This window comes from Paraburkholderia acidisoli, assembly GCF_009789675.1.
Taxonomy (GTDB): domain Bacteria; phylum Pseudomonadota; class Gammaproteobacteria; order Burkholderiales; family Burkholderiaceae; genus Paraburkholderia; species Paraburkholderia acidisoli.
Genome location: NZ_CP046916.1, coordinates 410,410 through 435,877, shown reverse-complemented (window position 1 = coordinate 435,877; position 25,468 = coordinate 410,410). Strand labels below are relative to the sequence as shown.

Sequence of the window (25,468 nt, the reverse complement as noted above, 5' to 3'; positions counted from 1 at the left end):
GTCACCTTACTTGTTGGGATGACGCACCTTCAGATGCGCGAGCGAGCCGTAGAGTTCGAGCAGGCGCGCGTAGTCCTTCTCGTCGAAGAACGCGCAGGTGCCGCGCCCGAATTCCTTCGCGACTTCCACGGCGAATTTGACCGAGAGCGCGATGTCCGTCTCGTGGCTCGCGCCCGTGCCGCAGCCCGGCACCACGCTTTGCGTCGTGATGGCGACGCCCACCACCGGCGCGCTGGTCGCGATCGACGGCTGCATGATGCTGTTCAGGTGATGCACGCCGTTGCCGTAAGGCGTGATGTCCTGCGTGGTCACCGGGAACGTCACCGCGGGCTTGCCGCTCGTCATTTCCATGATGCGGATGAGATCTTCCGACACGCGCAGGATATAGCCTTCCTTCACGGTGGGCGAAATGGCGTAGCCGCTGTGGTTGATGATGCGATTGCCCTTGGTCGTGTCGAGCGAGAGCACCGCGTCCATTTCGTCCCACACTTCGTGCGCGTTGACGTCTTCGGTGTCGATCGGGGAATCCATGAAATCGACGGGATCGTGCGGGCGCGTGGGCGCGGTCGGGCAGATGTGCGTGGTGAGGAACACGTCGCCCGGCAGCGGGTCGCCGTTGCGGCGCATTTGCGCGAGCTTGAGCGCGGCGGCCACGGCGGCGATCGCGCCATCCGCGTCCGACACCAGACCGATGCGCGAAGGCCGCGCGCCGATCCCGCCCAGACGGCCGACGATGCCGAGCGTCTTCGCGCTGCCGCCGCGGCGCTTGCCGTCGTCGCCGGGAATGGCGATCTTGACGAAATCGGTCGTGCCCTTCGGACCGCCGATCTCGGTAACGTCGACGCTCACGCCGAGGTCGGCGAACGGCGCGAGCAGATCGATCACGGTCTGGCCGCTGGCATAGCGGCTGTCGAAGGCTTCGAAGACTTGCAGGGTTTGTGCGAGGCTCATAACGGGGTATTCGAGTGCAAACGATGAATGCCCGCTGCGCGCCGAAACCGGCGCGCCCGGGCAGGAAAGGAAACGCTCAGCGCGTTTTGACGAGCGATCCGAAGAAGCTGTAGAGCGCGTCCGCGGCGATCACGCCCGCGGCGAACACTTCCATGCTGTTGCGCGCGGCGGGATGGCGCCGCTCGATCACGAGCCGGATCGCAATGCCGGCCACCACGGCCCAGCCCGCGAGCGGGCTCGCGATCAACAGGCCGGTCGCGAACAGCACGCCCAGCTGGCGTTTGGGTCCGCCGATGAACTGCAACACGGCGCCCACCACCGCCCACATCAGCAGCGAATGCAGCACGCCCGGCGCGACACCGGCCTGAATGGTCGAGACATAGACCTTCGCGACCGGCGGAATCTGGCCGTTGGCGAAGAACGCGTGATGCGCGAGCAGCACGACGGGAATGGCAACCACGAACGCGAGCATGGCGGCGATCAACTGCTGCTTGCGGCCCGCGAGTTCGAACGCGGGATCTTCGCCGTGGCCGCGCAGAATGAAGCCGGCCTTCAGGTCGTAGCCCATGTCGGCGAACGCCGGACCGGTCGCGGCGGAAAAGCCGCAGAGCACCACCAGCGAGACCATCGGGAAACCGATCAGCATGCCGATCAAGAGCGTGATGAGCGCGACGGCGAAGGCCGGGAACCAGCCCGAATGCATGGCCGCGATACCAACGATCAACTCGTGCACGAACGCCGCGAGCGCCGCGTACAGCACGAAGCCCACGAGCATGCCGGGCGACATCTCGCCATACAGGCCGCTCACGAGGGCGATGAGGCCCGCGAGCACGACATACGCGATCGCGCCGAAACGCATCGAGCTGGCGACGCTCGGCGCGCGCATGGCCGCGCTGTTGCTCGCCGCCTTCGAGGTCTTCTGATCGCGCATCACGAGCATCCCGACCTGCACCAGCGCGACGAGTCCCGCGCCGATCATCATGCCGTGCGGAATGTAGGCCTTGTCGATCGCGAAATGGAACAGCGGCACCGAATAACCGCGAATCAGGAAGCCGATGCCGAGCATGCCGAGCGCCCAGATATTGCCGATGAACGCCGTGCCGAACGCCGACATCGGAATGCCGAGCCACGAGCCGATCAGCCCCACGACCACGCCCACGCCGAGCAGGCGCGCCTGCTTGCCGCCTTCGTCGCCGGCCTTGATCGCTTCCGCCGCCGCGACGCCCTGCGGCCAGGTGCCCGTGGCCGGGAACACGCTCGAACCGAACATGCGGTACAGCATGTAGCCGTCGAGCAGCATGCCGAGCGCGACGCCCGCGAACATCGGCATCACGAGGTCTTCGCGGCCGAACAGGAACGGGATCGCGATGGGCAGGAGCAGGCTGTTCGCCGCGCCGAAGGTCGCCGCCGAGATGGCGCTTTGCGCGAGGTTCTGCGCGTGCACCGAACGATACGAGCGGAAGAAACGCAGGGGTACGCGCGCGCAGATCATGGCGGCCAGCGCGCCGACGATCGACGTGTTCGGCGTCACGCCCACCTTCACCAACAGTTCGATGCCGATGATCGCGCCGATCACGCTCAGGACCGCGAGCAGCAGCAGATTGGCGGGCGACAGCGCGGCGGGATGGACTTGCGCGGCGCGTGGCGCGCCGCTGCCGGCGGCCGTGCCCGCGCCGGTGGGCTGCCCTTCGGGCGAGTGGGAAGCATGCATGGTGTGGTCTCGTTGGCTACGTGTGGTTCGCAAAAAGCGGGAAGGCGGTGCCGGTCAACGGGCAAACGCGCCCCAGTAAGGGTCGCCGAGCGAGCGGCCGATGGTGCGGGCTTCGGCGCGCACGGCTTCGCCGAGTTCGGCGATCGTGGCGGCCTCCTCCGCGCCGCTCGGAAAGCTCAGGCAGAACGACAGGCATTCGCCGCTGGACGGGTCCGCGATCGCGCACCCGACCGAGCACACGCCGTAAAGCGCTTCGTTCTGCGCGAGCGCGTAACCGCGCGAGCGCGTGGCGGCGATCTCTTCGATGAGCGCGTCGACCGTGGCCGGGCCGCGGTTGGGCGAGCGGGCGTCGTCGGCTTGCGCCGGGTCGGCGGCCGCGCCGTGCGCGGGCCGCAGGCCGAGCGGGAAGCGCGCGCGAATGCTTTCGTCGGTTTCGCGGGCGAGCAGCGCACGCCCCGTGGAGGTTGCCCACGACGCCGAGCGATGGCCGGGATTCGTCATGGCCCGGAAGGCGAGCGAGCCCGGGCGCACGCGCAGCACGACGACGTCGTTGCCCTCGAGCACCGAGACGTACCCCGTGTGTCCGTACCGCGCGCCCAGCGTTTCGAGCGCCTGCGCGCACATGTCGATCAGCGAACTGGACGCGCGCACGAGATGGCTCAGTTCGAGCAGCAGCATCGAAGGCCGGTACGCGAGCGATTTCTTGTCGCGTTCGAGCAGGCCGGTTTCCGTCATCTGCTTGAGGACGCGCGACGCCGAGCTTTTCGGCATGTCGAGACGATCGACGAGGTCGATCATCGAGAGTTCGCGCTGCTCTTTCGCCATCAGGCGCAGCACGGTGGTCGCAGTTTCCAGGATGCTCATAGGCGCTCGCTTTTCGCTTTCGGTTCCGTTTTATGGAACTCGGTTCCAAATTAGCGAATATCGTAGCGAGGAAAAACGGCGGCGAAAAGCGTGTCAAAAATAATTCGCGTTGCGCGCCACACCCTGGCCTAAAGGTTGCCGAAAGATTTCGGAAAAAAATCGAAGGTCCATAAAATCGATCTCATTGTGGAACCCGGTTCCATTTTACGGAACCGACACGACGGCGCCGTGCGTCACTGCACGCGGCCATCGGCACGGGGGAAGCAACGACGTTGCTAAGTACAACGAATTTTTTTGACCAAGGTTTTTTGTCGAAGGGGTATGAGATGTTGAAGAAGTGTTCGTTCGCCGGCGCGGTTGCCGTGTTGCTCGGCTCGCAGGTCGCTCACGCGCAGGGTTCGTTGACCTTGTACGGCATCATCGACGAGGGCGTCACCTGGTCGAGCAACCAGAAAGGACACTCGGCCGTGCAGTTGCAGTCCGGCAAGCTCGGCGGCAGCCGTTGGGGTCTGCGCGGCGAAGAGCCGCTCGGCAACGGCCTGAGCGCGATCATGAATCTGGAAAACGGCTTCAACGCGACCAACGGCACCAACAGCGCGGGCCGCGAGTTCGCCCGTGCGGCGCTCGTCGGCCTGAGCAAGAAAGGGCTCGGCTCGCTCACGTTCGGCCGCCAGGCCGACTCGCTCGCGGACATCGTCGCGCCGTTCTTCGGCGCCGGTTACTTCACGCCCGCGACGCATATCGGCGACAACGACGACATGAACTGGTACTGGCGCGTCAACAATTCGGTCAAGGTCACGACCGAGTCGCTTTCCGGCTTCAAGTTCTCCGGCATCTACGGCTTCAGCAACCAGGCGGGCGCCTTCGCGAACAATCGCGAGTGGTCGGCGGCGGCGAGCTATGCGAACGGTCCGCTGTCGTTCGGCGCGGGCTACATGCAGATCAACCACCCGAACGCGACGACGAACACCAGCGGCGCACTCGGCGGCGCGTCGACCGCCAACGGCGACGACTACGGCAGCGCGTTCTTCTACGGCATGGACGGCGGCGTGGCCCGCCAGCAGGTGGCGGGCGCCGGGGCCGGCTACGCGCTGGGCGCGGCGCAGATCGGCATCGGCTTCACGAACGTTCAGCTCGACTACAACGACGGCGCCTCGCGCAAGCTGAACAACGCGAGCGCCAACGTGCGGTATCGCCTCAATCCGGCACTCGCGCTGATCGCCGACTACACGTTCACCTACGGCACCGCGGACCACGTGCCGGGCTCCACCGCACATCTGAAGCCGCGCTGGCATCAGCTCACGCTCGGCGTCGATTACTCGGTGAGCAAGCGCACGGAGTTCTACGCGTCGGCGGAATATCAGCTGGCCGCGGGCGACGCCTCGATCGTTTCGGGCGGCACGCTGTCGAAGATCGCGTACATCCAGTCGGCGGGCGGTGCCTCGTCGAGCGATTCGCAGGTCGCCGTGAGCGTCGGCATTCGCCACAAGTTCTAAGCGGAATGCGTGCGATGGACCGCCGCCTGGGTAGCGAACTGGCGGCGGTCTGGCGGCGGCCCATCGGCGCAAATGGGCCGGGCATCGGCCAGACTCGCACGGGTTGGCCCGAGCGTTCGTTGCGGCGGCGCATGCGGGTTGCCGCCGCCTACCAGCGATATCGCAAGCCGATATCGCCCTGCACGCTTTGCCGGCGGCCGCCTTCGGTGCCGCCCACCGCGAACTGATAACCCGCTTGCAGGTACGCGCTGAAGCGTTGGTCGATGCGGGTCGTCACCCCCGCGGCGAACTCTAGCCGCGTGGCCTGCGAGAGCAGCGGCACGGGGTCCGCGCCGAACGCCGTGCTCGATTCCCCGCCCCAGTCGTGCCACAGATTCACGCGGCCGTAGGGCTGCCAGATCTGGCCGTTCTTGCCGTCCAGCGTCCAGCGGCCCCGCACGCCGATGCGCCCGGTCGTGCCGCTCGACGAGCCCAGCGCCACGGGGCCGAGCCCGTCGTTCTCGTCGCTGAAACTCACGTATTGCCAGATGACCTGCATTTGCGGTTCGAGCACGAAGCGGTTGCCGATCGGAAACGGATAGCCCGCCTCCAGCGACGACGCGAAGCCGCCGCCGTTCACGGGCAGCCGGGCATTCGCGGTCGTGGCATCGCCGCTGTAGTAGGTGCCTTGCAGTACCGCGTCCAGATACCAGCCTTGCTGACCGTAGTGCGTCCAGTAGAGGCCGCCGGCGTAGGCGTCCAGATCCACCTTGCCGGTGTGCTGGTTGAGGTAGGACAGCGCGTCGAGGTCGGTCACGAGGCCGTCCACGTCCACGTTGCTGTTGGCATAGGCGAAGTACACGCCTGCCGTATCGTGCTGACCCGGAACGAGACTGCCGTGCCAGAGGTCGAGACCGGCCTGCAGGCCCAGCAGGCGCCCGCTCGCGGAAGGATCGGCAAAGCTCCGGTAGCGATTGTCGATCTGTTGACCGAAAAAGCGGCCCCATGCCGAGCGGCCCCAGCCGGAGCCGGAACCCGCGTCCGGCTCGTCGATGAGCGTGTCGCCGATCCGCTCGTGCAGCGTGCCGAGCATCGTCGTGCCCATCTGGCGCGCGACCGGTTGCACGACGCCGTAGGTGGCGAGTTCGGGCCCGATGATCGGATAGGTGCCCGGCGCGAGCGGCTCAGTGGGCGGATCGACATTGATGTCCGGCGAGACGATGGGAGGCACCACCGCCGGGCCCGTGCCGCCACCGCCGCCGGTTGTGCCTCCGCCACCGCCCGTTGTTCCTCCTCCGCCGCCTGTCGTGCCTCCTCCGCCGCCGGTGGTGCCTCCACCGCCACCGCCCGTGGTCCCGCCACCGCCACCACCGCCGTTACCGCCACCGACCGAGCCGCCACCGCCACCGCCTCCGCCGGTCGTGCCGCCACCGCCCTCGCCGCCACCGCCCGTGGGCGGCGGTGCGACGGTGAAATCGGAGCGCAGGAACCAGTCGTTCGCCGTGCCCGCGCTCGTGCCGCCGCGAAACAGGTCGTAGTCGAACGCCCCGGCGCGCGCCTCGCCGGCCAGCTGGAACGAGTGGGCATCCGTGGTGCCGCCGTTGATCGACTCTTCGACCTCGATGCCGTTGCCCTGCGTGCTCGCGCCGGGGCCCGTCGTGTTGTGGACGACCAGAAACGTCGTGCCCGAGGCCGCGCCGCCGTTGATGATCAAGCGGTCGGACGGCGAGCCGTCCGTGCCCAGATACGTGTTGATTTCGAGCGTGCCGCCCGAACTCGCATACCGGCCCACGGTGATCGTCTTGTAGCTCGAGAGTTGCGCCGCGTCGCCGCTCGGCGCCGCGAACCGTATCGTGCTCGCCTCGTTCGCGAGACTCGTCGCGTTCGAGTTGCCGGTCACCGTCCAGAGCGTGCCGTTGCTCAGCGCGACATTGGCGACGCTGTCGTTCGCCGTCGTGATCGCGCCGCTCAAGGTGGCGTGGCTCGCGTTGAACTGCGTCGTGGCCGCGCCCTGGGTGGCGAGAAACACGCCGTTGTTCTGCACGACGGTGGAGTCGGCGATGTCGATGTCGGCGTTCGCGCCCTGCACGTTGAACGAGGCGCCCGTGGAGGTCACGGTCGTGCCCGAGAGCGCGATCGCGTTGGTGAAGCCCGACGCGCCGTTGACGAGAAAGCCCACGCTGCCTTCGCCCGTGGCATTGACGCTTCCGCCTTCGATCGACAAGCTCCCGCCGTCCTGCAGGTTGGCCGCCGACGAATTCGCGGCCTGCACGTCCACGGTGGTTCCGGACGTGGTCACGCTCGTGCCCGTGCCCTGCACCAGCAGCGCCGTCGAGCCGCCCGCGCCGCTCACGTCGATCGAGCCGCCGTCGAGCGTGATCGTGCTCGCGCCGCTCGCATTCACGCCGACCACGTTGCCGCCCGTGCCCGACACCGTCACGGCCGTGTCCGTCGCCGTCATCGTGCTGCCCTGATCGGCGCGCAACGCGGCAATACCGCCGCCCTGCGTGGTGAGCGAGACCGTGCTGCCGGTCAGATCGATATCGCCGCCAGCGGTGCTGTAGACCGCCACGTCGCCGCCGCCCGTCTGTCCCGTGAGCGTCAGGCCGTCGGCGCTGATCTTGCTGCCCGCGCCGTCCGCCACGAGCGCCCGGCTCCCGCCGCCCGATTCGATGGTGATCGTCGAGCCCTCGTTCAAGGTGATCTGGCCGCCATTTTGCGCGAGCGCCACCGTGATGCCGCTCGCGGGAAGACGGATGGCGAGCCCGCTCGCAACGATCTGGCTGCCCGCGCCGCTCGCGAACAAACCGGTAATGCCGCCGGAGCCCGCATACAATTCGCCGAGTGTCGACGCACCGGCCGAAGGATCGATACCGAATACCACGCTTCCGCCATTTTCCGCCGTCACCGCAACGCCATAAGGCACGAGTACCGCATCGCCATTCGCTTCGATGGCGCCGCCATTGGTGGCGGTAATACGGGCAATGCCGGTCGTGCCAGGCGGAATCGAACACGCACCACTGCTATTGCTATATTCGGATTGATTCGATACGCAATTGGCGGCCTGCGCTGCCGGAATAATGCCGGCCGCGGCGAGGACAAGAAACATTCCGCTCGCCAGCCTGAAGGGGATAATGACCGGAACGCGATGCAGCCGGCTTGACAGGTTTTCTGACAATTCAACGTTATGCAGGACCATGAATGCTCCCGATAAATCGATTGAATCCTCAGTCTATACAAAACTTACGAAGCGGAAATACCGTTTCAAATGCAAATACGATATTCCTCCATTCTCAAATGCGGGTTATAAAAAAGTAATTTCAGAATAATAAAAATGAAATGAGTTTATTGAACGATCGCGTTCAATGTATTCGAAATTTGACCAAGCGTTAGCAGACCATTAACTCAATCGCCTTTAAAGCGCCGTCCATTCACTTTGCGCGACTTCGCGAATGCAGCGTATGAAATAGGCGGCCGCGCGCGTCAGCAAACTGTCTTCGCGCACGAGCAGGCTCATGTTCAGGCGCGGCAAATCGGCGGCGAGGGGCAGCGCCGTGAACCGCTGGCGCAACTCCGGCATGCCGATGGCGAACAGCGACCAGAAAAACACCACGTCGTTGGCCATGGCGAGGCTATGAAACAGCGCCTGCGAGGTACAACGCGTCACGCGCGCCGGCGGCGCGAGACCTTCGCGTGCGAACAGCTCCGCGAGAAAACCGGGAAACCGCTCGGTCAGATCGGTGTGGATCCACTCGGCATGATGCAACTCCGCCAGCGACTTCGCGCGCGCCAACGGACTGTCGCGCTGAACGGCCAGCGACGTGGGCAGCGAAAACAACGCTTCGTGCCGCACGGGCGTCCCCACCGCGCTCGCGGTGGCGGCGCCCACGGCGAAATCGAGCGCGCCGCTGCGCAGTTGCGCGAACAACTGGTCCGAGGTGTATTCGATGAAATCCACCTGCACCTCGGGCCATGCCTGACGAAACCGCGCGAACGCGCGCGGCACGATGGTCAGGCCCGCCAGCGGCGTCACGCCGATCGCGAGCTCGCCCGCGCGGCGCCCCTTGAGCTGGTCGATATCCTCCTGGGCCCGGCGCACCTCGCGCACGATCAGGCGCGCACGCGCCAGCAGGGTCTGCCCTTCGTCGGTCAGCACCACGCCTCGCGCCTGGCGGGTCACCAGCAAAATGCCCAGCTCCGCTTCGAGATCCTTGATGGCCTTGGTGATGGCGGGCTGCGTGAGATGCAGCGCGCGCGCCGCGCCGTGAAAGCTGCCCTGGTCCGCCACGGCGACCAGCGCAACGAGTTGATGATGCTTCAAGCCTGCCGCCTCGACTGATAAACGTTGGTTATCAGTATAAGCAATTTTTGATTGTTGCTTTTTAGTGGCTCCCGCAGAGTTCGTTGCCGGCGAACGCGGCCCCGCACGCCGCCGCGCAAGCCGCAGTGCGCACGTTGGCCGTCCCGATTCCTCTTTCCCGCGCGCGCCGCAACGCCGCGCCTCATCGCCCATGCCAGATGCTCTTTCCAGCGGCGGCCGCCGCCGCGTGGTGGTCGCGCTGCTGATGACCGTGATGGTCATCGCCGTGCTCGACAAATCGGTCTTCGCCTTCGCCGGGCCGCAGATCATCGACGAACTCAAGCTCACGCCCGCGCAATTCGGCTCGATCGGCAGCGCGTTCTTCGTGCTCTATTCGGTGTCCGGATTGCTGGTGGGTTTCGCGGCCAACCGCTGGCCCGCCCGCCACATCCTCACGGCGATGTCGCTGGTCTGGATGCTCGCCCAGGTGCTCACCGCGCGCGGCAGCGGCTTCGCCATGCTGGTTGGCAGCCGCATGCTGCTGGGCGCCGGTTGCGGTCCGGGCACGGCCGTCACGCAGCACGCGTGCTTCAAGTGGTACGCGCCGCGCGAACGCGTGGTCCCGGCCGCGCTGATTCAGGTGGCGATCATGCTCGGCGCCGTGGCCGGCGCGCTGATGCTCCCGCTCGTGATCCAGCGCGCCGGCTGGCGCTTCGCGTACGGGCTACTGGCCGCCGTGAGCCTCGCGTGGCTGCTCGCGTGGACGGCGTTCGGCCGCGAGGGCGCGCACGACGACGCGGCGCAAAGCCCCGCCAGCGCCGCCGTCTCCTACCGCCGCCTGCTGCTCAATCGCAGCTTCGTGCTGGTCACGCTCGCGGGCTTCTGCAGTTACCTGCCCACGGCCCTGATCTACAGCTGGGTGCCGGTCTACCTGCAACGCGGCCTCGGGCTCGCGCCGCTTCAGTCGGGTTACGTGGTCATGGCGGCCACGCTCGGCGTGATCGTCCTCAATCTCGCGGTCTCGACACTCTCGCAGCGCGCGCTCGCACGCGGCGCGAGCGTGCGCCGCGCGCTGGTGGCGCCGCCCATGCTGGCCTGCCTCGCCGGCGGCCTCGCGATGGCCGCACTCGGCTTCGCCGCGCCCGGGCGCACCGGCACGCTCGCGCTCTTTCTTGCCGGCAGCGTGCTCGTCAATCTGCTGCCGGCCTTCGCGAACAGCATCGTCGCGTTTGTCGCGCCGGTCCGCCAGCGCGGCAGCCTGCTCGCGATTCATATCGGCGTGATGACGAGCGCGGGCATGCTCGCGCCGCTGCTGGTCGGACGCGCCGTCGAGCATCTGGGCGGCCGCATCGCGCCGGGCTTCGAGCTCGTGATCGGCGCGTTCGGTCTCGCGCTCGTGCTGAGCGGCCTGCTCGGCCTCGCGTGGATCGATCCCGAACGCACGCGCTCGCAACTTCTCCCTTCCGAACTCCAACCGCGCTGACCGCGCACACTCCCACCATGACCCAGCACCAACGCATCAAGGCGCCCTCGCAACGCCCCGCCTCGCTCGAACTCCAGGCCAACTGGCGCGACGCCGACGTGGAAAGCGGCTTCACCGTGATCGCCGTCGGCGACATCATCATTACGCACGCGATCCGCGCCAAACTCGCGCGCCGCTCGCCGGAGTTGCTCGCGATCCTCTCGCGCGGCGATGTCGTGGTCGGCAACTACGAAGGCTCGGCAATCGACCTGCGGCGTTTCGACGGCCACCCCGAGGCACAGTCCGGCTTCGCCTGGCTCACGAGCGATCCCGAGTGCCCCGCCGATCTCGCCGCGCTCGGCTTCAACCTGATGGCGCGCGCGAACAATCACGCGCTGGACTGGGGCGCGGCCGGCATGGCGATGACCGACGACCTGCTCGACGCCGCCGGCATCGCTCATGCGGGCACCGGCGCGAGTCTCGCGGCAGCGCGCGCGCCCGCGTTCCTGAACACGGCAAAGGCCCGCGTGGCGCTGCTGTCCCACGCCACGACCTTCGAAGGCAACGCGCCCGCCAACGACGGGCTCGGCGCGGTCCCGCCTCGGCCCGGGTTGAACCCGCTGCGCACGACCGCGCACCGGCTCGTCAGCGCGGACGACTTCGCCGTGCTCAAGCGGCTCAACGATCAGGAAGCGTTTCAGGATCACTTTCTGTTGCGGGCGCTGTACGGCCAGCACAGCGTGCATCTGGGCATGGCGCTGCACTATCGCGTCGATCCCGAAGCGCGGCCCGGTTCGCTGCGCATCGTGCACGAATGCGATCCGCGCGATCTGGGCGCGATCGAGCGCAACCTGCGCCAGGCGAAGCAGACCAGCGACTTCGCCATCGTCGCCCAGCACACCCACGAGCCCGACAACTTCACGACCGAAGTCCCCGGCTATCTGCCCGCGCTCGCGCGCAAGCTCGTCGATGGCGGCGCCGACATGCTCTGCGGTCACGGGCCGCACCAGTTGCGCGGCATCGAAATCTACCGGGGCAAACCGCTGCTCTATTCGCTCGGCAACTTCTGCTTCATGGACAACACCCAGCAGATCGTGCCGCGCGACGAGTGGGAGGAACGCGAATGGATGGCCGCGGAAGCCATGGTCGGGCCGAAGGGCATCACGCAGCCCAACGTGAGCACGCCCGCGGAATTCCTCGAGTGGAAACGCGTGGTCGGGATTTTCTCGGAGCCGATCTGGTTCGAGAGCGTGGTCGCCGAATGCCGGTTCGGCGCGCACGGACGGCTCGAGGCACTGCTGCTGCATCCGATCGAGCTGGGCTTTGCCGGCCGCGACGCCGAACGCGGCATTCCGCGCCTCGCCTTCGATACCGAGGAGAACGGCGCTCAGGCGCGCCGCATTCTCGAACGCCTGCAAGCCCTGTCGAGTGAGTTCGGCACGCGGATCGAGATCGAGACGGTGACGTTCGGCGAGCGCGTGAGCAGCGTCGGCCGCGTGTGTCTGGCCGACTGAGGCGCGCGACCATGGACATCAGCAGTTTCTCGCTCAGCTACGCCGAGGCGCGCGCGCGTTTTCTCGGCGCGTGTGATGCGGCGGGCCTCGCCGTGCAATCGCATCGGCACCCGCTGCGCGGCCGCGACGGCGAGGCGCTCGCCATCGACGTCGCCCGCATGGGGCGCGCCGACGCCGCCAATCTGCTGGTGACCAGCAGCGGCTGCCATGGCATCGAAGGGTTTTGCGGCTCGGGCGTGCAGGTCGACCTGCTGCGCGATGCCGACTGGCTGCAACGCTGCCGCCGCGACGATCTGGCGGTGCTCTATCTGCACGCGCTCAACCCCTACGGCTTTTCGTGGGAGCGGCGCGTGACGCACGAGAACGTTGACCTCAACCGCAATTTCCGCGACTTCGACACACCGCCCGCGGGCGACGCCGCGTACTGGCAGATCGCCACGCTGCTCGTGCCGCGACGCTGCCCGCCAACCGTGGCGAGCACCGCGGGCCTTCTCGGCTATGCGCTGCGGCATGGCCGGCGCGCGTTGCAGCGCGCCGTCTCGGCGGGGCAGCAAGTGGACCCCGAGGGCCTGTTCTACGTGGGTCACGCGCCCACCTGGAGCCATCTGCGAATCCGCGACATCCTGCGCGAGCACGGGCGCGCGGCGCGCCGCATCGCCTGGATCGACCTGCACACGGGCCTTGGCCCATTGGGCGTGGGCGAGCGCATCTACAAAGGCCGGCTCGACGCGGCATCGATCGCGCGCGCCCGCCAGTGGTGGGGCTGCGGCGTCACGTGCAGCGAAGAAGGCAACTCGAGTTCCGCGGTAGTGGACGGCACGCTCGATCTCGCGGTGATGAGCGAGTGCCCGCAGGCGCAATACAACGGACTCACGCTCGAATACGGCACCTTGCCGGGCCGCCAGGTGCTCGACGCGCTGCGCGCCGAGCAATGGCTGCAGTTGCATCCCGAGGCCGGCCAGCGCCGCGCCGCGGCGATCAAGCGGCGCCTGCGCGCGGCGTTCTACGTGGAAACGGATGCGTGGAAACACAGCGTGCTCGCGCAGGCGCGCGACGTGATGAATCAGAGCCTGGCGGCCCTCGCCACGCCCTTGCCTGCGCGGTTACCCGCACCGTAGGCGCGCGGCTCGCGCGCGCTCAGCGGTCCGATGCGAAGCCGCTCGCGCGCGGCTGCCCCATGCGCTGCGCGGTGACCTCGAGAATGCAATCGACGAAATATTCCGCCGGACGCGTGAGTTGCGCTTCCGGCGGCGAAAACAGATACAGCTGGAGCGAAGGCGGCCGCGCCTCGACCTTCAGTTCGACGAACGCGCGGCCCAGTTCGGCCTCTTCGAGCGAATGCCGGGTCCACGCGAATACGGCGTCGGAGCGCACCGTGAGGCCGTAGAACAACCCATACGACGTGCAGCGCGTGACGCGCCGTGGCGGCTCGAGCCCGGCGCGCGAGAACATTGCCTGGATATAGCCGGGGTAGTTGTCGGTGACGTCGGTGTGAATCCACTCCGCGTCCTGCAGCGCTTCCAGCGACGTCGCGCGCGCGAACGCCCCGTTGGCGCGCGTCACGAACACCGCGTCGAACGAGAGCAGCGCCTTCACCTGCACGTCGTCTTCGCCCGGATTGACGGGAAACGCCGCGAACGCCAGATCGACGGCGCGACTGCGCAACTGCTCGCGCAACTGGTTCAGCCCCAGCTCGACGAATTCGATCGCGACCTGCGGCCAGCGCTGCCGGAACTCCACGAACGCCTCCGCCAGCCCCGCCGTGCCGGCAATGGGCGACACGCCGATCACGAGCCGCCCCTCGCGCTGCCCTTTCATATGGGCCAGATCCTCCTCGGCCCGCTCCATCTCCCGCACCACGGTACGCGCGCGTTGCAGCAGCGCGACGCCTTCGGCGGTTGGCACCACGCCCCACGGATTGCGCTCGAACAGACGCACGCCGAACTCGTCCTCCAGCTCGCGAATGGCCTTGGTGACGGCGGGTTGCGTGACGTGCAGACGGTGCGCCGCGCCCTTGAGGGTGCCCGCCGCGGCCACTTCGACGAGTGCGCGAAGCTGATGAATTTTCATAATGCGGACGATATTACCATTGGTAATAGACATTCCCATTATTGTGTTTTTATTTCGACCGATCGTCCTTAGTCTCTGTCTTCGAAGGCTGTCGCGAGTTGAACGGCCACGGGGAGACGAGATTCATGACACAGCAAAACGCCGCCGCATACGCCGCATACGGCGACCACACCGCAGCCACCGACCGCGCCGACTACGCCGCACTGCTCGCCACGTTGCGCGAGTCGGAGCCCGCTTTCATCGCGATTCGCCATGACCTGCACGCCCATCCCGAACTGGGCTTCGAGGAAACGCGCACCGCCCGCCTCGTCGCGCAATCGCTCGCGCAGTGGGGCTACGAAGTCACGACGGGCGTGGGCGGCACCGGCGTGGTCGGGCAGCTCCGGCGCGGCAGCTCGCCGCGCGCCATCGGCCTGCGCGCGGACATGGACGCGCTGCCGATCGAAGAAGCCACCGGTCTGCCCTACGCCAGCACCGTGGCGAAAACCATGCACGCCTGCGGACACGACGGTCACACGGCGATCCTGCTCGCGGCCGCCCACCACCTCGCGATGCACGGCCGGTTCGACGGCACGCTCAACCTGATCTTCCAGCCCGCCGAAGAAGGACTCGGCGGCGCCGCGCGCATGATCGAGGACGGCCTCTTCACGCGCTTTCCGTGCGACCGCGTGTTCGCGCTGCACAACGCGCCGGGGCTGCCCGTGGGGCACTTCGCGGTGCGTCACGGCTGCATGCTCGCCTCCTCGGACAGCGTGACGATCACCGTCACGGGACGCGGCGGTCACGACGCGATGCCGCATCTCGCGAGCGATCCCGTGGTGGCGGCGGCCAGCATCGTCATGGCGCTCCAGTCGATCGTGGCGCGCAACATCGAACCCACGCGCGCGGCCGTCGTGACGGTGGGCGCGATCCACGCGGGCCAGGCCGGCAACGTGATCCCGGAGACCGCCACGTTGCAGCTTTCCGTGCGCGCGCTCGACGGCGAAACGCGCAACACGCTCGAGGCGCGCATTCGCGAGATCGCCACGTTGCAGGCGCAGTCGTACGGCGCGACCGCCACGGTGGACTACCGCGCCATCTCGCGCCCGCTCGTCAACGAGCGCGTCTCCACCGACCTCGCCATCGACACGATCGAAGCGCTCGCGGGCGCCGCCGCGCTGACGCGCCTGCCCGACGCCATCATGGGCAGCGAAGACTTCTCGTGGATGACCGAGCACCTGCCCGGCTGCTACGTGCTGCTCGGCAACGGCGTGGGGCAGACGGGCGGCTGCGTCGTCCACAACCCCGCCTACGACTTCAACGACGCCGCCATTACGTGGGGCGCGGCGTGGTTCGTCGCGCTCAGCGAGCGTTATCTGCACGCCTGAGCGCGCGCCCGCCTCGCCGCATGGCGCGACAACCCTGGCCGTCTCGCCCGCGCGGGCATCGCCGCGTTTTTCCCCCGCTTGTTCGCTGCTTCTTCGCAACTCCTTCGCCGCTTTTTTGCTGTTTCTGACCACCCTAACAAGAGCCCATTCATGTCAGCAAGCCGCCCCCAATCCGCCATCGACAAGACGGAACCCCGCTCGAACCCGAAGCTCAAGCGCGTCGCGCTGGCCGTGCGCCGCGCCGGTCTGATCGCCGCGCTATGCGGCGTCAGCCACGGCGCTTGCGCGCAGATGACCTCGGACCTGTTCTTCAGCGACTACTTCCAGGGCGTGCCCTACGCGACCACGGGCGCCTACACGCCCGGCGTGCGTCTGTACGGCGCCGTCGACCAGTCGATCGGCTTCACGAAAGGCGCGCAGACCGCGTTCGTGCAGCAAAGCGGCGGCGAATGGACTTCGAAGCTCGGCCTGTACGGCGTCGAGGATCTCGGCGGCGGCTTCCGCGCGCGCTTCGCGCTCGAAAACGGCTTCGACGCGGCGAGCGGCGCGCTCGGCACCTCGGGCACGATGTTCAATCGCGAAGCCTGGGTCGCGCTCGGCTCGGCCAAAACCGGCGAGGTCAAGTTCGGCTTGCAGGATGCGGTGGGCGTGCCGCTGTTCGTCGACGTGTTCGGCGAAGTGCTGACGGTTTCGACAGTCGCGTATCTCGCGGGCTGGACCTACGACCTGGGTCCGGGCGCGAGCTATCAGTCGCTGCATATTTCGAATGCCGCGAGCTACTCCTCGCCGTGGTTCGGGCCGTTCAACGCCCAGGTGCTGGTGGCGATGCACAGCGCGGACTCGACCGCGCCCACGCTGAGCAACCGCTCCATCGCGCTGAATTACTTCGACGGCCACCTGTTCGGCACGGTCAGCTATTTCGGCAACTACGCGGTGAACGGCCTCAATCCGTCGCAATACGTGCGCACCGACAACATCTCGGGCGGCCTGCTCTACGACGCCGGACACTACGTGCTCTCCGCCGGCTACAGCTTTCTCGCGCCGCGCCTTCAGGGCGATCGCGTTTCGTCGACTTATACGCTCGGCGCGCTCTACCGCTACCAGAAGCGCAATGATTTTCGCGCCGAAGTCGTGTATCGCACGGTGGGCGGCTGGGTCGATCATTCGTATGGCGTGACGCTCGGCTACGACTACAACCTCTCGAAGCGCACCGCGCTCTACGTGCGCGGCTCGGTGATCCACAACATCGGCAGCGCGCCCACCTATAGCCACTATCCGTACCCGTACACGCAACAGCCCACGCTCGACAACGTCAGCAACGCCTATACCACCGGCAGCGGCACCGCGTTCTATAAAACGCCGCATGTCGTGCTGATCGGCATGTATCACAAGTTCTAGGCGCGCATCCCCTCAGATCACCCATTCACGGAAGAAAAAATCATGATCCTTCGTCGTATCTTGCCGCTCGTCGTTGCCGGTCTGCTCGGCGTGAGCGCCGCCGCGCACGCACAGAATGGCGCCACGGCTTCGAGCGGCGCCCGCGCGTCCGACACGGCCGCCGCCGCGCCCACCAACCGGCAACTCGCCGCGAACGTGCGCCACGCCCTGCATGCGGCGCGCAAACAAGGCCTGAAGTCGACTTATATTCGCGTGCGTGCGCGCGACGGCGTCGTGACGTTGAGCGGCGTCGTGGCGAGCGAACAGCAGATCGCCTTCGCCACGCAGGTGGCGCAATCGGTGAGCGGCGTGCGTGCGGTGCAGGGCCAGCTCGAAGTGCGTACCGATGTGCGGGGATTTTCAGGGAACCAGTAAGCGAAACGCGGCGGTCATTTCGCGTTGCCCCTCACTGTTTCCACTCTTCCAGGATCTGTTGCGCCAGGAAATCGCAGGGCGGCCGGGCCGACCGCGCGCTGCGCGCGAGCACGACTTCGGCGTCGTTCATGAGGGGCACGCCATCGCTCTCCGTCAACTGGATGAAGTTGGCCGGGACGCTGCATTTGGCGAGCGGCGCGATCGCCAACCCGGCCTCCACCATGGCGAGCAAACCGAGAAAACTCGGGCTCTCGTAGTTCATGCGGAACTTGATGTTCTCGCGCCGCAACGCGCGAACCGCGTGGTCGCGCGCGGTGCTGCCGTCCGCGAATACCGCGATGGGCAGGGGGCGCTCCAGCCAGATCTTGCGCTTTTCCGAGCCCGTCCAGATGATGGGCTCATGCCGGATGAACTCGCCCGCGAGACCCTTTACCCGGGTGAGACAGGCCAGGTCGATACTGTCGTCCTTCAGCATGGGCACGAGCGCGATACTGGGCAGTCCGATCACGCGTATGTCCACGCGCGGATGCATGACGGCGAACTTCGCCAGCACTTGAGGCAGCAACGAAGCAATGTAGTCGTCGGGCACCCCGATCGTGACCTGTCCCTCCACTTCGGGCCGCACGACGGAAGCCCACGCTTCGTCGCGCATCTCCAGCATGCGACGACCGTAGTCCGCGAGTCGCTTGCCCTCCGCTGTCACCGACACATTGCGGGTGTCCCGTACGAACAGCGGCTTCCCGAGCGATTCTTCGATCGTGCGAATCTGCATGCTGACGGCCGAAGGCGATCGAAACACCGCCGTTGCCGCCCTCGCAAACGACCCCGAGTCCGCCACGGCAACGATCATCTCGAGCACATCCAAATCGAGCTTTTTCATATTATTCAGAAAATCTGACGAGTCCACACAGTTTAATTCGTTTCTCTTCACGGCTGCGTGGCAGGAAAATAACCGTCATCGAGATTCAGGGTGAGACGACATGCACGATTCCGCGTCGATGTATCAGTTCCTGGCGTTGGGCGGGATGCTCGCGATCACGCCCGGACCCAACATGGTGTACGTGATGTCGCGTTCGATTGCACAGGGACGCGGCGCGGGGCTCATTTCGCTGGCCGGCGTCATGCTCGGCTATCTGTTCTACATGTTCAGCGCCGCGTTCGGCATCACCGCACTGGTCCTCAAAGTGCCGGGCGCGAGCGCGATGCTCGGCGCAGCCGGTTCGATCTACCTCGTGTATCTTGCCTGGCAAGCCGTGAAGCCGGGCGGCCGTTCGCCGTTCGAAGTGCGCCCCCTGGCGCAGGAGCCGCCGCTCCGGCTTCTGGCGATGGGCGCCACGACCAGTTTGCTGAACCCGAAGCTCGCGATGCTTTTCATCTCGCTGCTGCCGCAATTCATCGACCACGGACGCAGCGACGTCTTCGGTCAATCCTTGACGCTCGGCTCGTTGCTGATTGCGGCGTTCGCACTCGCGAACGGGTCGGTCGCCATCGCGTCCAGCGGGATGGCGACGTTTCTCAAACGCAAACCCGGTCTGATGCTCGCCCAGCGATGGGTGATGGGAGTCATGCTGGGGGCGCTCGGCATCAATCTGGCGATTGACGCGGCGCGGCCTTTTTTGACGTCGTGAGCGCGGTGCCCCTCGAATTTCGCGCTCGGCGAATTCACGGGCCTAGCGTGCCGGTCGTATCGATAACGAATGCGCCGATTCGTCTGATTAGTTTGGCAAGAGCACGACAATCGGGCGCGCGAGTCTTTTAATATTCCTTGATTAACCGGGCCAACGACTCCGCTTCGCGTGCGATCGCGATATCGGCACGCACGCCGTCACTCACCCATAGCTGGACGGTATCGGCAAACGCCTGTTTTTCTGCGCCGCACAACCGGATGACGCAGATCCGGTAGACCCCGTCGAAGCTGAATACCTCCAGCCGCCCCTCGTACTCTCGCGCGTAGAACTTCATCGCTCGCTCCTTGAGCCGCGGCCCGGCATTTTTCGCCGCTGCGAGGATCGTCAACGAATCAGGCACACCACAATCTCTCGACGATACGACTGCCGAACCGCGTTTATCTATCGTGCGCTCAATTTGGCGAGGGTCAAGATTTATTCGGGGTTTTCGGGTGAAAAAACACTGACGAACGCTTGTCGCCATCCCATGGAACTCATAGGACGCCTGGGCAATGAGACGTTGATAAAACGCCACGCACCGCGCGCGCTTGCCGCGCAAAAATCATGAAATGTCCGCGGTGTGGAAATGCATCGCGACACCTTCTCTCCAAGCGTTTTCCCTGATGTGGTTAACCCGTAGACTCTCTTCATCGCCGCGAACACGATTCGCAGCGCACCACTCACCAGACAGGGTCAATCATGCGATCGTCACTCAAACACTTCGCTCTACTCGCAACGCTCGTGCTCCCCGGTTTCGCGCTCGCGCAATCGAGCGAGCCCACGACTCGCGCGCAGGTTCACGCGCATCTCGTGCAGCTCGAGAAAGCGGGCTATAACCCGTATGCCAACGACTGGCTGTACCCCGACGGCGTCAAACGCGCCGAGGCCACCGTCGCGCAGCAAAATGCCGTTGCGAACGCCGCCTATGGTCCCGGCTCGAATGGCACGGTCGAGTCCGGTCATTGATCCACTGCTTCGCAACGCTCATTCAACGCGCGTTCGCAACCGACGAAGCGCGCGAGCGCTTCGTCTCACATGCTTTTTGCCGGCAGCACCGGCTAGACACGCTGCATGCCGGCGGTGGCAAACCGTTCAGTCGACGACTTCGTTGACTTTCGGCGCCCACTCGCGGCGCATCAGCACGATGGCACTCACCGCGCCAATGCCGAGAAAGATGCAGACGGACAGCATAGGCAGCGTATAGCTCTTGCCCACGTGCAGCAGCCATCCGCACAAACTCGCCGACACACCGCCCGCGAGACTCGTCGCGATCGTCAAGATCCCCGTGCTCAAACCAATCGCCTGCTTGGGAATGAGCGTCAGTTTCGACAGCGCGAGATTGTTGGCCGTGGCCAAACCCGCCAGCGACAGCGAAGCGACGTTCCAGAACAATGCCGCCTCCTGGGATTGCGCATACGCACCGAGCAGGACCGTCATGCCTCCGAGCGCACCGGCCACGACGAACGCCTTGCGCACCACCAGCGCGTCGCGGCCACGCGCGATGATGCGGTCGGCGGCCCAGCCCGCCGTCACCGCAACGATCGCCACGGAGATGAAACTCACGAAGGTGAGCATGCCGGATTTCATCAGCGAAAGGCCGCGCTGTTCGACGAGATAGGACGGCATCCACGTCGCGCAATAGAACACGAAGTACGTGTAGCAGAACGTCATGATGAAACCGCCCCACACCACGGGGCTCACCAGCAGGTTGCGCAGCGGCACGCTTTTCGCGCGACGCTTGGCCGCCGCAAGTTGCTCTCGAGTCGGGAAATCGTTCTTGACCATGAGCAGCCAGGGCACCAGCCAGACCATGCCCAGCAGTCCCGTCAGCACGAACATGTCCTTCCACGAATACGTCACGATCAGCCAGGCGGCAATGGCCGCACCGATCGCCGGTCCGACCTTGCCGCCCAGCGAGAAAATGCCCGTAGCCGTGCCCTTGTGCGCTTCGTCGAAACGATTGGCGATATACCGGTAGCTCGCGGGCAACACCACGGCCTCGCTCGCGCCGATCAACAGCCGCACCACGAATAGCGACGGTAAAGAATGCGAAAGGCTGGTCGCGGCCGCCGCGACGCACCACAGCGCAAAGCAGATCGCATAGGGCCATTTCACGCCAAAGCGGTCGACGACCCAGCCCATCGGCAACTGCAGGACCGCATACGACCAGAAGATGGCCGAACCGAGCCAGCCGCGATCCACGCTCGTCAGCCCGAACTCGTGAATGAAATGCTTGTCCGCCATCGCCGAAGAAAGACTCGTACGGTCGATGAAGGAAATGGTCCATCCGATCGTCAAAAGAATCAGAATCGCCCATGGCTTCTCGGCCGACGTTTGTGCGACGCGCGCTCCAGTCATCTCTATGTTCCTGTTCATGCTGACTCCGAAACCGTTTGATACCTGTCCGCTGCGGATCTCGTCGCGTGATGCTTCACACCTCGATCGCCGCAGCGGTGTTCAAAAACTGTGGTTGATACCGATCGCCGCGCCCAGCTGATGCGGGACCTTCTGCGCATTGAGCGCGGTATTCGTGATGTAACTCCCGGCGTACTTCGTGTAATCCATTTCGGCGTACAACAAGGTCGACTTGCTGAGCGCGTACGTGACGCTGGCGACGCCAAGCGTGCGTTTGCCATGCTGGTTCGGTAAATCCGTGATGTAGCAGCTCGCGCCAATCCGTACGCTCGGACTCAGATCATACGTTGCGCCGCCCCAGTAGTTGAGCGTGCGGATATCCGCGACCGGCTTGTTCTGATCCTCGTTGTCGTTCATGTAGCCGCCGGCCAGTCTCAGCTTGCCGAAAGTGAGTTCCGCGCCCGCCGTGACATAGTTGTCCGGCTGATAGACCGTGCCCGAAAGGACGGTGCGATACGAATAGGCCGCGCCCACTCTCAACCAGTTCCATTGATACTGCGCGCCCACCGCCCGGGACGAGGCCGCGTTGAAATTGCCGGTCACGCCGCCAAACGAATTTTCGGCGCGCACCGTCAAGCCGCCCACCGAGGTGATGTATTTCACGTCGTTGTTGACGATGAACCCCGCCGTGGCCGCCGAAAGCGGAATCAGCACGGGATACAGCAGGTTGAACGGGTCCGAGTTATAGACCACGTCGTGCGCAACCGTGAACTGGTTGCCGACCACGAGGTTGCCGTAAGGCCCGCGCATGCCGATATACGAAGCCCGTTTGAACAAGATGTTGTTGGTATTGTTCAACGCGCCCGTGCTTTCGATAAAACCCGATTCCAGCCGGAAGTACGTGACCCAGCCGCCGCCCAGATCTTCGTTGCCGGTCAGGAGCCAGCGATTGGACGTGTACCAACCCGTATTGGCCATGGAGTACGTGGTGCCCGCGCTCGTGTCTGTATAACGGATACCGCCGTCGACAATGCCGGACAGCGTGACGCTCGACTGTGCCTGCGCCACGCCGCTCATCGTCCCCATAACCCATATCGTCAAAAGTGTTTTCTTCATCTCCGCCACTCGTCAATTGTTATGTTTATCCGGCCCAGGTCGTACGCCCGGGCTGCTTATCGGTCAACTTCGGTTACTGAAATTTTTGATTCGTCATCCGAATCGAATTCAATGCGAACACAGATCGCGCCGCTCTTCGAAAGCCTCGATCGATCAAAGCGTCGCCGTCACGTCGTCGAAGAGTTCATCCACACTGAGGCGCCGCGCAATGATCTTCTGCTCCATCGCCCAGTCGATCGCGAGCTGCAGGCACTTGCGATTAGCCTCGAGGCCGATAGGCGGAAAAATCGACGGCAGATCGTGGGCCAGTGCGCGGCTTGCCGCGAGCATCCGATACAGTTCGCGCACGATATCCGGCCGTTGCTTCGAAAGCGCTTCGTGCACGACGAACATGTGATTGATGGGCACGACGCCCTCGCGCGCGAACCAGTCTTTTGCCGCTTCGTGCGCATCGGGAATCAGCGTGCGCACGTCGGGGTCCTTCGGCATGTCGGGTGCGCCGAGCAATGCGGCGGCCAACTCACCGTCGAGCATGCGCTGGGCGATCGAGGCCCCGTGCGGCAGTCGCTCGCAACCCGCCGGGTCGGCGTATTCCGCAAGGTGGCCGTCTTCGAGCGTCGTCCACTGCACTCGCGCGGGGTCGACACCGTACTCGTGTTGCAAGACGCCGCGAATCCACAAGCCGGTGGTCTGCGCATACGAGCGCACGCCCACCTTTGTGCCTTCGATATCCTTCGGGCCGATCACGCCATAGCGCGCGTTATAGACCGCGCAGTGATGTTGCAGCCGTCCGAGAACGGGCACGGGCAGCAGCACGAAGGGCTTGCCGTACGCCTTCGCCTGCAGGAACGTGACGATCGCAAGCTCGCCCGCGTCGTAGGCGTCGTCCTGCAACATGGCCTTGAAGCCGTTGTGCGCGGGAGACGGCCCGCAGTAATCGAGCGTGACGAGATCCGTGGTCACGCGTCCGTCACGCATGGCTCGCGTGAGGGGATGCACGTCGAGATTGACGCGCAAGGTGGGCTTAGCCGTTTGATTCGTCGCCATGTCGTGCGTCCCTTCAATATCCGGCCAGCTCGCGTGTCTCGTTGACCACGCCATAACTGCGCGAAGGCGCCGACATCAGGAAACGATAGCCCTCCTGCAACACGCGTTGATAATTCTTTGCCGTGACGTGCGGATGACCCACGATGACTTTATGCCGATGGCAGGTCTCGACGATCTTCGCCATCGCGCCCAGCACTTCGGGATGATCGTACTGGCGCGCATAGCCCAGTTGCTGGCTGAGATCGCCCTCGCCGATCAAGACGAAACCAATGCCGGGCACATTGGCGAGCATGTCGTCGAGGTTCTCGATGGCCTCGACGCTCTCGCACATCAAGCCCACCAGAATTTCGCCGTGCGGCGCGAGCGGCCACACATCCGCCTTCGCGTAGTAGTCCGCCGCGCTCAAGCCCCAGTAGCGCGCGGCCGTGGCCGGGCCGTCGCCACGCACGCCCTTCGGCTCGTAAAGCGGCGCCTGCTTCGGCCGGGCGTAACGGCACGACGCCACGGCGTTATAAGCTTGCTCAACGGTCGAAACGTGCGGCCAGATCACGCCGTAGCAGCCGCGGTCGAGCACCTGTTTCGCGAAGGCCTGATTCATTTCCACGCCGTTCGACGGAATGCGCGCGATGGGTGTGACGCGCGGCGCAATGGAACCCGACTCGGCAATCTCCCGGCGATTGAGCATGTACTGGAGCGCGTCGCCGAGCGCGGCCACGTCGTAAGGGTTGTGCTCCATTTCGAACACGATGCCGTCATACGGCGCATCGCTCATTTCGATGGCGGTTTGCTTGTCGAGTTTCGCGAAAGCCGTCATGGCCGGCTTGCCCGATTCGAAGGCGCGGATGATGCTGTTGAGGCGTGCGTCGCTCATAAAAATGTCCGGTGAGTAGCGTTGTGCCGAAGATCGTTCACGCGAGCGCGGGATAAAGCCGCTGCGCGGTCTTGCCGAAAATCCACGCGCGATCTTCCGCGCTCACGCATTCGAGCGTGTCGCGCATCGTTTGAAAAATCTCGCCGGGCGTGCCGGGCGAAGTCGGATAATTCGAGCCCCACGCGAGCCGCTGCGCGCCGAACTCGGCAATCAGTTTGGGGAAAAACGTCTCTGGCGTGGCCGCTCCGCTCTTCGCGTCGTCGCCATTCTTCGGCGTGAGTTTCAGGTATACGTTTGGCAGTGCCGCCAGTTCGAAGAAGTTCGCGGCGCGGGCGTACGGTGCGCCGTCCTTCAGGTCGGGACGCGTCATGTGATCGAGCACGATGGCGACCTGCGGAAAGCGCTGCGCGAGGGCCTTCACCTGCGGCAACCCGACCGCACCCGTGGTGATGCACATCGGCAATTTCAGTTCGGCGCAGACTTCCCATGCCGCGAACGAGGCCGGGTTTTCCAGCTGGCTTGGGTCGAACGCCTGAGTGCTGCCACCCGTGAAGAGACGCAGGCCCACGAGGCCGCGCTTCACCCACGCACGAATGGTCTGCGGCGCGTCCGGTTGCAGGACGTCGACGGAACCTACGGCAACGAGCCGGTGCGGATATTTCGCGCAGCCGTCCACCACATAGCTGTTGTCGAACCCGTAGGTCGTGGACGAATGCACGACCGCCGCCTTGGCGATGCCCGCCGCGTCCATGGCTTCGATCAGCGTTTCGACCGTGGTGGGCCGCTCCTTCGACCATTCGGAGCGCTTGCCGAACAGCGGCGCGGGCGGATAACGGCCTTCGTCGTCGGAAATGATGTGCGGGTGAATATCAACGATCTGGGTCAT

22 protein-coding genes are annotated in these 25,468 nt (G+C 65.5%); 9 read left to right on the top strand and 13 right to left on the bottom strand.

Annotated elements, in window-relative coordinates:
* Positions 1-6 precede the first annotated feature (6 nt).
* The 3 genes from FAZ98_RS30520 to FAZ98_RS30510 all read right to left on the bottom strand — a co-directional run bounded on the left by FAZ98_RS30520 (position 7) and on the right by FAZ98_RS30510 (position 3,526).
* Positions 7-951 (bottom strand): DUF1177 domain-containing protein, encoded by a 945-nt coding sequence (locus FAZ98_RS30520; protein WP_158957321.1) that lies wholly within the window; start codon positions 949-951, stop codon positions 7-9.
* A 76-nt stretch (positions 952-1,027) separates the two neighbouring features.
* On the bottom strand, positions 1,028-2,662 hold the full coding sequence (locus FAZ98_RS30515; RefSeq protein ID WP_158957319.1) for an OPT/YSL family transporter: 1,635 nt from the start codon (positions 2,660-2,662) through the stop codon (positions 1,028-1,030).
* A 54-nt stretch (positions 2,663-2,716) separates the two neighbouring features.
* Complete coding sequence (locus FAZ98_RS30510; protein WP_158957317.1) at positions 2,717-3,526, bottom strand: IclR family transcriptional regulator; 810 nt, start codon at positions 3,524-3,526, stop codon at positions 2,717-2,719.
* A 326-nt stretch (positions 3,527-3,852) separates the two neighbouring features.
* Here FAZ98_RS30510 and FAZ98_RS30505 point away from each other — a divergent pair, with 326 nt between their 5' ends.
* Entirely contained in the window at positions 3,853-5,022 is a 1,170-nt protein-coding gene (locus tag FAZ98_RS30505) for a porin (protein ID WP_158957315.1), read from the top strand.
* A 148-nt stretch (positions 5,023-5,170) separates the two neighbouring features.
* Here FAZ98_RS30505 and FAZ98_RS30500 read toward each other — a convergent pair whose 3' ends face one another.
* A complete protein-coding gene (locus tag FAZ98_RS30500) occupies positions 5,171-8,110 on the bottom strand; it encodes an autotransporter family protein (protein ID WP_233273015.1) in 2,940 nt (979 codons plus the stop codon).
* A gap of 306 nt (positions 8,111-8,416) precedes the next feature.
* The gene (locus FAZ98_RS30495; protein WP_158957313.1) at positions 8,417-9,322 is read right to left on the bottom strand and encodes a LysR substrate-binding domain-containing protein; all 906 of its coding nucleotides are present in this window, start codon (positions 9,320-9,322) and stop codon (positions 8,417-8,419) included.
* Positions 9,323-9,512: 190 nt separating this feature from the next.
* On the opposite strand from FAZ98_RS30495, the gene FAZ98_RS30490 reads away from it, so the two are divergent.
* The 3 genes from FAZ98_RS30490 to FAZ98_RS30480 are packed head-to-tail and all read left to right on the top strand — an operon-like array spanning position 9,513 to position 13,395.
* The gene (locus tag FAZ98_RS30490) at positions 9,513-10,784 is read left to right on the top strand and encodes an MFS transporter (RefSeq protein WP_158957311.1); all 1,272 of its coding nucleotides are present in this window, start codon (positions 9,513-9,515) and stop codon (positions 10,782-10,784) included.
* A gap of 17 nt (positions 10,785-10,801) precedes the next feature.
* Positions 10,802-12,277: a CapA family protein gene (locus FAZ98_RS30485; RefSeq protein ID WP_158957309.1), complete on the top strand. Its 1,476-nt coding sequence runs from the start codon at positions 10,802-10,804 to the stop codon at positions 12,275-12,277.
* A gap of 11 nt (positions 12,278-12,288) precedes the next feature.
* On the top strand, positions 12,289-13,395 hold the full coding sequence (locus FAZ98_RS30480; protein WP_158957307.1) for a M14 family metallopeptidase: 1,107 nt from the start codon (positions 12,289-12,291) through the stop codon (positions 13,393-13,395).
* 19 nt (positions 13,396-13,414) lie between these two features.
* On the opposite strand, the gene FAZ98_RS30475 is transcribed toward FAZ98_RS30480, so the two are convergent.
* A complete protein-coding gene (locus FAZ98_RS30475) occupies positions 13,415-14,347 on the bottom strand; it encodes a LysR family transcriptional regulator (RefSeq protein WP_158957305.1) in 933 nt (310 codons plus the stop codon).
* Positions 14,348-14,472: 125 nt separating this feature from the next.
* Between FAZ98_RS30475 and FAZ98_RS30470 the strand changes: the two genes are divergently transcribed.
* The 3 genes from FAZ98_RS30470 (at position 14,473) to FAZ98_RS30460 (ending at position 17,526) form a co-directional block, all read left to right on the top strand.
* Positions 14,473-15,714 (top strand): M20 aminoacylase family protein, encoded by a 1,242-nt coding sequence (locus tag FAZ98_RS30470; protein ID WP_158957303.1) that lies wholly within the window; start codon positions 14,473-14,475, stop codon positions 15,712-15,714.
* A 150-nt stretch (positions 15,715-15,864) separates the two neighbouring features.
* Complete coding sequence (locus FAZ98_RS30465; RefSeq protein WP_158957301.1) at positions 15,865-17,112, top strand: porin; 1,248 nt, start codon at positions 15,865-15,867, stop codon at positions 17,110-17,112.
* A 42-nt stretch (positions 17,113-17,154) separates the two neighbouring features.
* The gene (locus FAZ98_RS30460; protein WP_158957299.1) at positions 17,155-17,526 is read left to right on the top strand and encodes a BON domain-containing protein; all 372 of its coding nucleotides are present in this window, start codon (positions 17,155-17,157) and stop codon (positions 17,524-17,526) included.
* A gap of 31 nt (positions 17,527-17,557) precedes the next feature.
* Here FAZ98_RS30460 and FAZ98_RS30455 read toward each other — a convergent pair whose 3' ends face one another.
* Positions 17,558-18,406 carry a LysR family transcriptional regulator gene (locus FAZ98_RS30455; protein WP_158957297.1) on the bottom strand — a complete coding sequence of 283 codons (849 nt, stop codon included), beginning with the start codon at positions 18,404-18,406 and terminating at the stop codon, positions 17,558-17,560.
* 100 nt (positions 18,407-18,506) lie between these two features.
* Here FAZ98_RS30455 and FAZ98_RS30450 point away from each other — a divergent pair, with 100 nt between their 5' ends.
* Complete coding sequence (locus FAZ98_RS30450; RefSeq protein ID WP_158957295.1) at positions 18,507-19,154, top strand: LysE family translocator; 648 nt, start codon at positions 18,507-18,509, stop codon at positions 19,152-19,154.
* Positions 19,155-19,281: 127 nt separating this feature from the next.
* Here FAZ98_RS30450 and FAZ98_RS30445 read toward each other — a convergent pair whose 3' ends face one another.
* Positions 19,282-19,488: a hypothetical protein gene (locus tag FAZ98_RS30445; protein WP_158957293.1), complete on the bottom strand. Its 207-nt coding sequence runs from the start codon at positions 19,486-19,488 to the stop codon at positions 19,282-19,284.
* 404 nt (positions 19,489-19,892) lie between these two features.
* Here FAZ98_RS30445 and FAZ98_RS30440 point away from each other — a divergent pair, with 404 nt between their 5' ends.
* A complete protein-coding gene (locus FAZ98_RS30440; RefSeq protein WP_158957291.1) occupies positions 19,893-20,159 on the top strand; it encodes a DUF4148 domain-containing protein in 267 nt (88 codons plus the stop codon).
* Positions 20,160-20,285: 126 nt separating this feature from the next.
* Here the strand turns inward: FAZ98_RS30440 and FAZ98_RS30435 are convergent, their stop codons facing one another.
* The 5 genes from FAZ98_RS30435 to FAZ98_RS30415 all read right to left on the bottom strand — a co-directional run bounded on the left by FAZ98_RS30435 (position 20,286) and on the right by FAZ98_RS30415 (position 25,468).
* Positions 20,286-21,551, bottom strand: coding sequence for an MFS transporter (locus FAZ98_RS30435; RefSeq protein WP_158957289.1), 1,266 nt, complete (start codon positions 21,549-21,551; stop codon positions 20,286-20,288).
* A 99-nt stretch (positions 21,552-21,650) separates the two neighbouring features.
* Positions 21,651-22,634 (bottom strand): porin, encoded by a 984-nt coding sequence (locus FAZ98_RS30430; RefSeq protein WP_158957287.1) that lies wholly within the window; start codon positions 22,632-22,634, stop codon positions 21,651-21,653.
* Between the two features lie 183 nt (positions 22,635-22,817).
* The gene (locus tag FAZ98_RS30425; RefSeq protein WP_158957285.1) at positions 22,818-23,711 is read right to left on the bottom strand and encodes a substrate-binding domain-containing protein; all 894 of its coding nucleotides are present in this window, start codon (positions 23,709-23,711) and stop codon (positions 22,818-22,820) included.
* Positions 23,712-23,724: 13 nt separating this feature from the next.
* A complete protein-coding gene (locus FAZ98_RS30420) occupies positions 23,725-24,582 on the bottom strand; it encodes an HpcH/HpaI aldolase family protein (protein ID WP_158957283.1) in 858 nt (285 codons plus the stop codon).
* Between the two features lie 37 nt (positions 24,583-24,619).
* A complete protein-coding gene (locus FAZ98_RS30415; protein WP_158957281.1) occupies positions 24,620-25,468 on the bottom strand; it encodes an amidohydrolase family protein in 849 nt (282 codons plus the stop codon).